The 10,423-nt window shown below is 70.3% G+C and carries 10 protein-coding genes; 6 read left to right on the forward strand and 4 right to left on the reverse strand.

Annotated elements, in window-relative coordinates; all coding sequences use genetic code 11:
• Nucleotides 1-637: FAD-binding oxidoreductase (locus tag Q8S40_RS00580; protein WP_305668880.1), on the reverse strand; the 637-nt coding region annotated here is incomplete at its 3' end.
• Between the two features lie 67 nt (nucleotides 638-704).
• Nucleotides 705-1,637 carry a LysR substrate-binding domain-containing protein gene (locus tag Q8S40_RS00585; protein ID WP_305668881.1) on the reverse strand — a complete coding sequence of 311 codons (933 nt, stop codon included), beginning with the start codon at nucleotides 1,635-1,637 and terminating at the stop codon, nucleotides 705-707.
• Nucleotides 1,638-1,734: 97 nt separating this feature from the next.
• Between Q8S40_RS00585 and Q8S40_RS00590 the strand changes: the two genes are divergently transcribed.
• Entirely contained in the window at nucleotides 1,735-2,346 is a 612-nt protein-coding gene (locus tag Q8S40_RS00590) for a TRAP transporter small permease subunit (RefSeq protein ID WP_305668888.1), read from the forward strand.
• Nucleotides 2,343-3,653 carry a TRAP transporter large permease gene (locus Q8S40_RS00595; protein WP_305668882.1) on the forward strand — a complete coding sequence of 437 codons (1,311 nt, stop codon included), beginning with the start codon at nucleotides 2,343-2,345 and terminating at the stop codon, nucleotides 3,651-3,653. Before Q8S40_RS00590 ends, Q8S40_RS00595 begins: the two co-directional genes overlap by 4 nt.
• Here Q8S40_RS00595 and Q8S40_RS00600 read toward each other — a convergent pair.
• Nucleotides 3,650-5,158, reverse strand: a complete 1,509-nt coding sequence (locus tag Q8S40_RS00600) for an amidohydrolase family protein (protein ID WP_305668883.1) — start codon at nucleotides 5,156-5,158, stop codon at nucleotides 3,650-3,652. The genes Q8S40_RS00595 and Q8S40_RS00600 overlap by 4 nt on opposite strands.
• Before the next feature lie 11 nt (nucleotides 5,159-5,169).
• Here Q8S40_RS00600 and Q8S40_RS00605 point away from each other — a divergent pair, with 11 nt between their 5' ends.
• A complete protein-coding gene (locus Q8S40_RS00605; RefSeq protein WP_305668884.1) occupies nucleotides 5,170-6,441 on the forward strand; it encodes a hydantoinase/carbamoylase family amidase in 1,272 nt (423 codons plus the stop codon).
• Between the two features lie 111 nt (nucleotides 6,442-6,552).
• Here the strand turns inward: Q8S40_RS00605 and Q8S40_RS00610 are convergent, their stop codons facing one another.
• Nucleotides 6,553-7,629, reverse strand: a complete 1,077-nt coding sequence (locus Q8S40_RS00610) for a TRAP transporter substrate-binding protein (RefSeq protein ID WP_305668885.1) — start codon at nucleotides 7,627-7,629, stop codon at nucleotides 6,553-6,555.
• 70 nt (nucleotides 7,630-7,699) lie between these two features.
• On the opposite strand from Q8S40_RS00610, the gene Q8S40_RS00615 reads away from it, so the two are divergent.
• From Q8S40_RS00615 to Q8S40_RS00625, 3 genes are all read left to right on the forward strand, one after another.
• Nucleotides 7,700-8,596: a polysaccharide deacetylase family protein gene (locus Q8S40_RS00615; RefSeq protein ID WP_304808301.1), complete on the forward strand. Its 897-nt coding sequence runs from the start codon at nucleotides 7,700-7,702 to the stop codon at nucleotides 8,594-8,596.
• Between the two features lie 391 nt (nucleotides 8,597-8,987).
• Complete coding sequence (locus Q8S40_RS00620) at nucleotides 8,988-9,674, forward strand: GntR family transcriptional regulator (RefSeq protein ID WP_305668886.1); 687 nt, start codon at nucleotides 8,988-8,990, stop codon at nucleotides 9,672-9,674.
• On the forward strand, nucleotides 9,665-10,423 hold a 759-nt coding region (locus Q8S40_RS00625), incomplete at its 3' end, for an isocitrate/isopropylmalate family dehydrogenase (RefSeq protein ID WP_305668887.1). The genes Q8S40_RS00620 and Q8S40_RS00625, both read left to right, overlap by 10 nt.

The following is a 10,423-nucleotide window of genomic DNA, read 5'->3' on the forward strand; positions in this document are numbered from 1 at the left end:
CCAGGGTGGCGCCCTGCCGCGTCGCGGCCTCGGCCAGTGAGCGCACATATTTCGCGGGATGCAGGCCACCCGCGCGCAGCATCACCATCCCGCCATGGTATTTCGTGGTGGCGATCTCCTCCGCCACCGCCCCGCGCGGCACCACGAAGGCTTCCTCGGCACCGGTCGCCGCGTTCAGCATCTCCGCGCGCCGCTTCAGCCCTTCCATCGCCTTGGCGGCATGCGCGCCAACGAACCGGCCGCTGCGGACGAAATCGCAGTCGAGGTTCTCGCGCGCGATCAGCGTGGCGAATTCCTCGTAGGCGGCCTCGCCTTCCTCCACCATCTCGGTGACCAGCTGCTCGCCAAACGCCTCCTTCAGGTCGGCGCGGACCTTGCCGAGGCTGCCCGCGCCCGACAGCGCGCCGCCATTGCGGGAGGATGCCCCCCAGCCAATCGTTTCCCGGTCAATGACCAGCGCCTTGACGCCGTTGCGGCCGAGCTCAAGCGCCGTGGACAGGCCGGCGATGCCGCCGCCGACGATGACCACCTCCGCCGCATCGGACAGCGGCGCGGTGGTCGCCGTGGGGGGTGCGGCCTCCCACCAATAGGGGCTGTCCCGGAAGCCGGGGGCGAAGATGGCGTCGGATCCATTCATCCGGCGGAGCTTCGCATGCGCGCGCGGCCCGGCACCATACCATTCGGTTATGCGGGGGCCGCTGCCGCTATGCCCCTGCGGCATGCGCGGCCACACGGTCGCGCACCCCGCGCGCGGCTTCGCGGATGCGCTGCGCCAGCGCGGCGCGTCCAAAGCCGTCGCGCACGGCCTCGGGCCAGATCAGGCGGTAGTCGAAACTCACCGCCGGCTCGAAGGGCCGCAGCACGATGCCGCGGCCAAGGAAAGGGGCGACGGCGAGCGAATCCGCGATGGTCAGGCCGCAGCCCGCCGCCACCAGGGCGACGGCCCCCGTGGCCATGCGGCATTCCACCGTCTCGACCGGCTGCGCCCCGCTGCCCTGCAGCGCCGCTTCCACCAGCCCCTGCCGCCCCTCCTCCCGCGACAGGGCGATGAAGGCCTCGCCATGCAGGTCCGCGGCGCGCACCACGGATCTGAGCGTCAGCCGATGGTCCTGCGGCAGTACGCACCAGGCGCGGCTGCGCAACAACAGGGTGGACCGGACGCCCGGGATGGTCGCTGCGCTGATGGTGATGCCGAGATCCGCCTGGCGCGACGCGACCAGCCCGATTACGCCGCCGGCGGTGCGGGAATGGATCGACAGCGTCTCCGCCCGCCCCGCCGCGCGCCAGGCGGCCACCGCCTCCGGCAGCACGGCCAGGGTGACGGTGGGGAGGGAGGCGATGACCACGCGGCGCGGCGCGCCCAGGCGCAGGCGCTGGGCCAGCGCCGCGAGTTCTTCCACCCCGGTGAAGATGCGCTCCGTCTCCTCATGCAACGCCTGGGCGGAGGCGGTGGGCACCAGGCGGCCGCGCACCCGTTCGAACAGCGCGAAGCCCGCAATGGCTTCGGTCTGCGCCAGCAGGCGGCTGATCGCAGGCTGGGACACGCCGAGCAGCACGCCGGCACCCGTCACCGTGCCGCTGCGCATGATGGCGCGGAAGGCTTCGAGATGGCGGAATTCGAGCGCAATTCGGGGCATGGCCGCGGAAGGCTCGGCGCTGGTGGTGCCAAGGTCAAGCAATGGCCGCGCGTGGCACCGAAGTTGCAAAGACCGGGCATCCTTGCAGCAGGTGTCCATGGCCCTCCCCTCCCCCAGCGCCGCGCCCGTCGGTGGCAATCCGGTCGCGCGGCAACTGACGCCCGTGACCCGCTTCTTCACCCTGCTCTGCGGCTGGTGGCTGCTGGGCTACAGCCTGCTGGTCTGCGCCGACCTGGTGGCGCGGCGGTATTTCGGCGTGTCGCTGCAAGGCACGGACGAGATCGGCGGCTATACGCTGGCGGGGCTTTGCGCCTTCGGCTTCGCCCATACGCTGCTGGTGCGCCGGCACACCCGCATCGACCTGTTCCTGCAGCGCTTGCCGGCATGGCCCAGGGCGGTGGCGCATGTGCTGGCCGCCATCATCATCGCGGCCTTCGCCGGCTTCGTCGCCGCGCGTGGCTGGGCGGAGGTCGCCGACAGCATCGACTTCATGTCGGTCTCCACCAGCCCGTTGCAGGTGCCGCTGTGGATTCCGCAGGGCGTCTGGTTCGCCGGCCTAGCATTGTTCGGGCTGATGGCGACGCTGCTCGCTTTGCACGCCACCACGCTGCTGCTGCGCGGCCGGGTGCGCGAGGTGAACGCCTGGTACGGCCCGCCCACGGTGGATGAGGAGATTGCCGCCGAGACCGGCAAGGCAGTCCTGCGATGAGCGACTTCGGGATCGTCCAGGCCGCCATCGGTTTCGTGCTGATGCTGGCACTGATGATGACCGGCCTGCATATCGGCGTGGTGATGGGCGCCATCGCGCTGCTGGGGGCGGATCTTTATCTCGGCGGGCCGGTCATCAACGCCATCGGCACCCAGTTCTGGGGTGCGACGGACAGTTTCACCCTGCTCGCGGTGCCGCTTTTCGTGCTGCTGGGGGAGCTGCTGGTGAAGGGCGGCGCGACGGACCGGATGTACAAGGCGCTGTCGGTCTGGCTGGGGCCGCTGCCGGGCGGGCTGCTGCACACCAATATCGGCGCCTGCGCCATGTTCGCCGCCGTATCCGGCTCCTCCGTCGCCACCGCGGCGACCATCGGCACGGTGGCGCTGCCGACCTTCGAGGACCGGCGCTACGATCCGCGGCTGGTGCTGGGGACCATCGCCGCGGGGTCGACGCTGGGCATCCTGATCCCCCCCTCGATCAACATGATCATCTATGGCGCGATGACCAATACCTCCGTCGGCCAGCTCTATGCCGCCGGCGTGGTGCCGGGGCTTCTGCTGACGGCGATGTTCATGGCGATGGTGGCGGTTCTGTGCCTGTGGAAGCCCGCCCTGGCCGGGGCGCCGGAGCCGCGCCTGCCATTGGGCGAGAGACTGCGGGCACTGGGCGGGCTAGCGGCGCCGGTGGCGCTGTTCGTGGTGGTTATGGGCAGCATTTATGCCGGCTGGGCGACGCCCACGGAAAGTGCCGCGGTCGGCGTGGTCTTCGCATTCATCCTGTCGATGTTCTACGGGCGCTTCAAGATCTCGATGCTGCATGCCTGCTTCGAGACGACTGTCACCGTCACCTCGATGATCGTGCTGATCGTGGCGGCGGCATTCTACCTGAACTTCGTGCTCGGCATCCTGGGCGTGCCGCAGGCGCTGTCGGAATTCGTCACCTCGCTCGGCGTCGGGCCGATCGGCATCCTGTTCGTGCTGTTCGTCTTCTACCTGATCCTGGGCTGCTTCCTGGAGACGCTGTCGATGATGGTGGGCACTATTCCCATCGTCTTTCCCATCGTCGTGGCGCTGGGCGTCGATCCGGTGTGGTTCGGCATCTTCCTGGTCATCATGTGCGAGATCGCGCTGATCACGCCGCCGGTTGGCATGAACCTGTATGTCGTGCAGGGGGTGCGCCGAAGCGGGTCGGTCAGCGAGGTCATCCAGGGCACGCTGCCCTTCCTCGGCGTGATGGTCCTGCTGACCCTGCTGCTGATCGCCTTCCCCTCCATCGCGCTGTGGCTGCCGGGGCTGATGTTCGATTAGCGCGCCGCGTAGTGCTGGCGCACCGCCTCCACCAACCCGGCCACCGCCGCTTCGCGTTCCGCGCTCCAGGGCGCGCGGGCGCGGGCGGCGGCCTCGGCCGCGGCGGCTGCTATGGCCGACGTATCCATGTTGGGGAAACGGCCGTCGCGGTAAAGCACGCGGCCATCGACCATGGTCAGCCGCACATCCCGCGCATCGGCGCGCGCCAGCAGCAGGTCCAGCAGCGGCACGGAGGGATCGGCATAGACGCCGCGCACGCGCCGCAGATCGACGGCGATGAGATCCGCCGCGAGGCCGGGCGCGAGCTGCCCGATCCGCCCCGCCAGCCCCATCGCCGCCGCGCCTTGCAGCGTCGCCATGCCGAACAGCGTCGGCGCATCGGGTGGCCCCGCCGCCTGCCAGGAGGGCACCGTGGCCAGCCGTGCGGCCAGGCGCAGCTCCTTCCACAGATCCTCGTCGTCATCCATCGTCTGGCAATCCGTGCCGACCGCCACGCCCACCCCGGCGGCAAGATAGGCGGCGAGTGGCGCCGTGCCGCAGCCGAGCCGCAGGTTGCTCGCCGGGTTGCGCACCAGCCTGGTGCCGGTGCGGGCCGCCACCGCGATATCGCCTGGCGCCAGATGCGCCGCATGGGCCAGGGAGGTCGCCGGGCCCAGCACACCCAGCGCCTCCAGCCGCGCCAGCGTACCCTCCGGATAGAGGTGCCGCGCCGCCGCCGCCTGGGCCACGCTTTCCAGCGCATGCATGTGGATCGGCGCGCCGCCACGCGCGCGCGCCGCCCGGGCGAGGCCCGTGAAGAGCGCGTCGCTGACCCATTGCGGACCGGCGGGCGCGAAGGCGAGGCGGATGCGGCCATTGCCCGGCAGCGTTTCGGCGATACGGTCGTACAGCGCCGCCGCCTCATCCGCCGTTCCGGCGAAGATCGGCGGGTCGGGGTTGCCGACCAACTCGCGCAGCGCCGGCGGCAGGCCGGCGAGAAAAGCCGGCTGGTCCGCCGCCGGAAAAACCAGGCTGGCGCGGTCCTGCGCGCCGATGCCGATCAGCGCGCGCAGGCCTGCGGCATCATAGGCGGCGATGGTCCGCGCCAGGTCGTCCGGCTGCCGCCCCGCCGCGCCCCAGGTGGTATTCGCGTGGATGGTGGCGGTGACGCCGGAGGCCAGCATCTGCATCGCCGCCAGCGGCACCATCGCCGCCGGGTCGAGCCATCCGCGCCGGCGCTTCGTGGTCTGCCAAGCCTCCAGGATCATGTCCGGGAAGCCGAGCTGCAACTGCGTCAGCCCGCGCCCGTGCTGATGTGCGTTCACCAGACCGGGCAGCAGCACACAATCCGGCAGATGCGCGTGTTCGGCACCCGGCGCCATGGCCAGCAGCGCGGCCTGCGGACCGATGGCGGCGATGCGGCCATCCGCCGCGACCAGCACGCCAAACCCTTCCCGCGCCGCGCCATCCGTGGCACCGGCGATCAGCGCCTCCGCCGTCAGAATGATGCCGCCGTTACCGTTCATCGGAGTTCTCCATGACCCTCGCCGCCGCCGAAACCCGCGCACTGGACCTCGCGCAAAACTATCTGGATGCGATCCGCGAGGGCAGCCTGGATGCACCCGGCGTCACCCGGGCCTCCTACGGCCCCGGCGAGCGCCTGTCGCACCGCCTGACGCGGGAGGCGGCGGAGGGGCTGGGGCTGGAGGTGCATGTGGACCCGATCGGCACCCTGTTCATGACCCTGCCCGGCGCGGATCGCAGCCTGCCCGCCGGGATGATCGGCAGCCACGCAGACAGCGTGCCGCATGGCGGCAATTTCGACGGTGCGGCGGGGGTTGCCATGGGCCTCGCCGTGGCGGCGCGGCTGCGGCATCTCGGCCGGCAACTGCCACGCGACCTGACGGTGCTGGCGATCCGGGCGGAGGAGATGGTTTGGTTCCCGGCCAACTACCTGGGCAGCCGTGCGGCCTTCGGCCTGCTGGCGCCGGAGGCACCGGACACCCTGCGGCGCAGCGACACGGGCCGCTCGCTGGCCGATCATATGGCGGAGGAAGGCTTCGACCCGGACTTCATTCGCGCCGGCCGCGCCAGCCTGAAGGCCGGGCGCATCGCCTGGTTCCTGGAGCCACATATCGAGCAGGGGCCGGAGCTGGTGGAGGCCGGCATGCCCGCCGCCATCGTCACCGGCATCCGCGGTTCGCTGCGTCATCGCAACTGCCGCGCGATTGGGCAGGATGCCCATGCGGGAGGCGCGCCGCGGCGCAGCCGTCGCGATGCCGTGATCGCAACGGCGCGGCTGGTCGCCGGCCTCGATGATTTCTGGACGGCGGAGGAAGCCGCCGGCACCGACCTGGTTTGCACCATCGGCGAGTTCTTCACCGACGCCACGCGCCACGCCCCCACCCGCGTGCCCGGCGAGGTGCGCTTCACCTTGGATATCCGCAGCGAGGATGTGGCGGCGCTGCACCGCGCCGAGGCCTGGCTGGCCGGTGCGGCGGAGGAAGCCAGGGCGCGGCAGGGCGTGGATGTGGATTACGGCCCGGCGCTGCATGTCCCCCCCGCGCTGATGGATGCGCGGCTGCGCGCGGCGCTGGGCGCGGCGGCGGCGGAGGCCGGGGTTGCGACCATGGCGATGGCCTCCGGTGGCGGGCATGATTGCGCGACCTTCGCGGGCCAGGGCGTCGCCTCCGCCATGCTGTTCATCCGCAATGATGGCGGCAGCCACAATCCGCAGGAGGCGATGGAGATGGAGGATTTCGCGGCTGCCTTCCGGATCGCCGCCGGGGCGGTGGAGCGCTTTGGTTAGGCGCCCCTCCGCAGAGGCGGCCGGCGTTCTCCGCCGGCCGAGCGGCCGAATGGCCGCCGCCGCATTCGCGGCGAGCCCAGGCCGCGAATGCGGCCGCCCGGCGCCTGAGGGTCAGTTGATGGTGAAGCCGCGCGCGGCGCCCACCGTGCCGTTCCAGGTCTGGGTGCACTGCGCCCAGACACGGTTGCAGGTGTCGCGCCAGGTCGGCAGGATCACGGCGCCCACGGCTTCCCGCACCAGCGCGGCATCGGCCTCGTTCACCGTCACCAGCGTGTTGCGGAAGGGCTTGTGCTCGCTGCAGGCGCCACCGGTGGAGCAGGACAGCGCGTCGCCGTTGGAATTCGTCGCGATGTCCCACATCGCATCCTCCATGCGGCGGAATTCGCGGGTCAGCGCGGTCTGCTGTTCCGGCGAGAAGCGGCGCCAGGCGGCCATGGTCATGAAGTGGCCCTGCACCGCGCCCGAGAGCCCCAGCGGCAGGATATGCGTGGTGACTTCCGGCCAGTTGCCGGTGTTGCCGCTGGTGGCGGAGGTGATGGCGCAGCTCGCCACGCCGCGCTGCAAGGCGGGGTAGACTTCGCTGAACTGCAGCGTCACCGGCGTCGCGCCCAGATGCTGCAACAGGGCAGACATGGTCGGCGTGAAGGACCGCACCTTCAGCCCGCGCAGGTCACGCACGGAGGTGATCGGCGCGTTGCAGTAGATGATCTGCGGGCCGAAGGGCCACAGCGTCATCACCCGCGTGCCGAAGCGCTGCTGCAGGCGCTCATCGAAGGCGGCGCGGTAGGATTCCACGGCGCGGCGCAGCTCCGGCACGGTGGTGGAAACGCCGATCAGGTCCAGCCCCTCGAAGAACGGATCGTCGCGGGCCACCATGCCGATCTGCACGCTCATCACATCGAAGGCGCCGGAGCGCAGCAGGCGCAGGCTGTCCGCCGCCTGGATGCCGAGCACGTCGAGCGGGTTGTAGTTCACCGCCAGCGGCGTGCCGGAGGCGGCGCCGAGACCGGCGAAGAAGGGCCGCTCCACGCCGTCCACATGCTTGGTGTTCTGGCTGAAATTCCCGGCGACGCGCAGCGGGATCTGGGTCTGCGCCTGGGCGTGGCTAGCGAGGCCAAAGGCAGCCCCAGAGGCAAAAAGGCCAGCAGCGAACAGGCCGGCGGCAAGACGGCGGGGAAGGCGACGCATGGAGACTCTCCTGGCAGCGGATGCGGCATGGGGCTTGCAACATCCGGGCCAAAAGTGAGGATCATTTCCCATGCGCCGCGACCTGGTCGGCTATGGCTTCCACCCGCCGCGCATCGCCTGGCCGGGCGGCGCGAAACTGGCCGTGTCCCTCGTGGTCAATTACGAGGAAGGCGCCGAAATGGCCGTGGAGGCCGGCGATCCGGAGAATGAGCGGATTGGCGAGGTGATCAGCGTGGTGCCGCCCGGCCGCCGCGACCTCGGCCAGGAGGGGATCTTCGGCTATGGCCTGCGGGCCGGGCTGCCGCGGTTCCTGGAGGCCTTCGACCGGCATGGAGTGCAGGCCAGCTTCTTCATGTGCGGCCGCGCCGTGGAGCGCACGCCGGCGCTGGCGGCGGAGGTGGTGCGGCGCGGGCATGAGGCGGCGAATCACGGCTGGGTCTGGCGCCCCCATGCCGACTACACGACCGAGGCGGAGGAGGAGGCCGCCTTGCTACGCGCAGGCGCGGCGATCGAGGCCGCGACGGGCGAACGGCCGGTGGGCTTCTTCTGCCGCGGCAGCGCCTCCGCCTGGACGCGCGGGCTGCTGGCGAAGCATGGCTACCGCTATGACAGCAATGCCTTCGATGACGACCTGCCCTATTGGGATGCGGGGATGCTGGTGCTGCCCTATGCGCTGGACTGCAACGACATGAAGTTCTTTCACCCCAACGGCTTCGTGCTGCCGGAGCATTTCGTCAGCTATGCCGAAGCGGCGATGGACCAGTTGATCGAGGAAGGCGTGCGCGGCGTTCCGAAACTGCTGAACATCGGGATGCATCTGCGCATCTGCGGCCGCCCCGCCCGCTTCCGAGCCGTGGAGGGCATTCTCCGGGCTCTGAAGGCGCGCGGCGAGGACGTCTGGGTCGCACGCCGGCGCGACATTGCGGAACACCTGCACGCCACGCTGCCAGGCGAAGCCAGGCCGTGATCACCATCGAGACCCGGCAGCCCTTGCGGGAGGCTCATGAACCGGTCGAGCCCGTGCATACCGCGCTGGTCAGCATCGGTCGGTAGAAAGATTTCTGCGCGGCGCGGGCAACCTCGCCCGCGCCTGCAAGGGTACAAGTCCAGCTTCCCGGGCGTCTCCGACGCGCGCGTCGAGCGTCACGGGACCGGCAGATCCACGTCACCCACAGGTCCCTGGCGGAGCTTCTCGATCAGCACGACCGAGACGCGCGGTTGAACCGGGACAGGGCCCCTCATTCTGCTGCGCATCGGGTGTCCCGGGGCGGCTGTGGGAGTATCCCCCGGCGGCGCCTCCCGTTCCGAGATTTAAGGAATCTGTTGCCGAACGCCCTAACGTATGCGTTAGTGCGCGCATGATAGTCCTGAGAGCCTCTCCGCCGCGCCAGGTGACCGCCGCCGAAACCGCCTATCTGCGGCTGAAGGCGATGATCCTCGACAATCTCCTGCCGCCGGGCGAGCAGCGGCTGGAGGCGGAACTTGCCGTTCAGCTCGGCCTGTCCCGAACTCCGGTGCGGGAGGCGATGCTGCGCCTGCAACAGGATGGGCTGGTGACGGTGACGCCGCGCCACGGCATGCGCGTGCAGCCGATCTCCACCGCCGACATGCGCGATATCTACGACGTGCTGGAAAGCCTGGAGCCGACGGCGGCCGAACTGCTGGCCCGCCGCCGCCTGTCCGACCTCGCCCTGCGCCCGCTGGCGGAAGCCTGCGACGCGATGGAAGCGGCAATTGCCGCCGAGGACCGTACCAGCTGGGCACGGGCGGATGAGGCGTTCCACCTCGGCCTGGCCGAAAGCTGCGGCAACCGGCGGCTGTCCGCCATGGTGATGCAGGTGTGGGACCAGTCTCATCGCGCCCGCATGTTCACCCTCAACATGCGCCCCCTGCCCGCCCGGTCCACCGCGGAACACCGCGCGACCCTGGACGCGATCCGCGCCGGCGATGCCGATGGCGCGCGTGAATTGTACCGCCAGCACCGCCGGCGTGGCGGTGCCGAACTGATTGCCCTGATCGAACGGAGCGGCCTTGCATGGCTATGAATTCGAATGCCGTCCGCATCGCCGTGATGCCGGGGGATGGCATCGGCGTGGAAGTGACCGACGCCACCACCTTCGTGCTGCAGAAGCTGGTGCGCCGCCACGGCCTCGGCCTCTCCACCGAAACCCTCGCCGCCGGCGCCTTCGTCTATCAGGAAACCGGCACCGCGATGTCGGAGGAGGTGTTCCGCCAGGCGGAAGCGGCGGATGCCATCCTGCTCGGCGCCATGGGCTGGCCCGGCATCCGCTACCCGGACGGGACAGAGATCGCGCCGCAGCTCGACCTGCGTTTTCGCCTTGGCCTCTATGCCGGCGTCCGCCCGATCCGCGCCATCCCCGGCGTGCCGCTGGCGCTGCGTGACCCGCGTGCCGAGAAGATCGACCTGGTGATCCTGCGCGAGAGCACGGAGGGCCTGTTCTGGGCCCGTGGCCGCGGCGAGATGATCGAGGACCGTGAGGCGCGCGACACCATGGTGATCACCCGCGCCACCACCGAACGCCTGGCGCGCTTTTCCTTCCGCCTGGCGGAACGCCGCGCGGAGCGGCTGCGCCGGCCGCAGAAGGTGACGCTGGTGGACAAGGCCAATGTGTTCCTCAGCATGGCCTTCATGCGCCGTATTTTCGAGGAAGTGGCGGCCGAGTTCCCCGACGTCCCCTCCGGCCACCACTACATCGATGCGATGGCGCTCGACCTGGTGCGGAGGCCCTGGGATTTCGACGTGCTGCCGATGGAGAACATGTTCGGCGACATC

This window comes from Falsiroseomonas sp. (assembly GCF_030695085.1).
In the GTDB taxonomy this organism is placed as follows: Bacteria; Pseudomonadota; Alphaproteobacteria; order Acetobacterales; family Acetobacteraceae; genus Falsiroseomonas.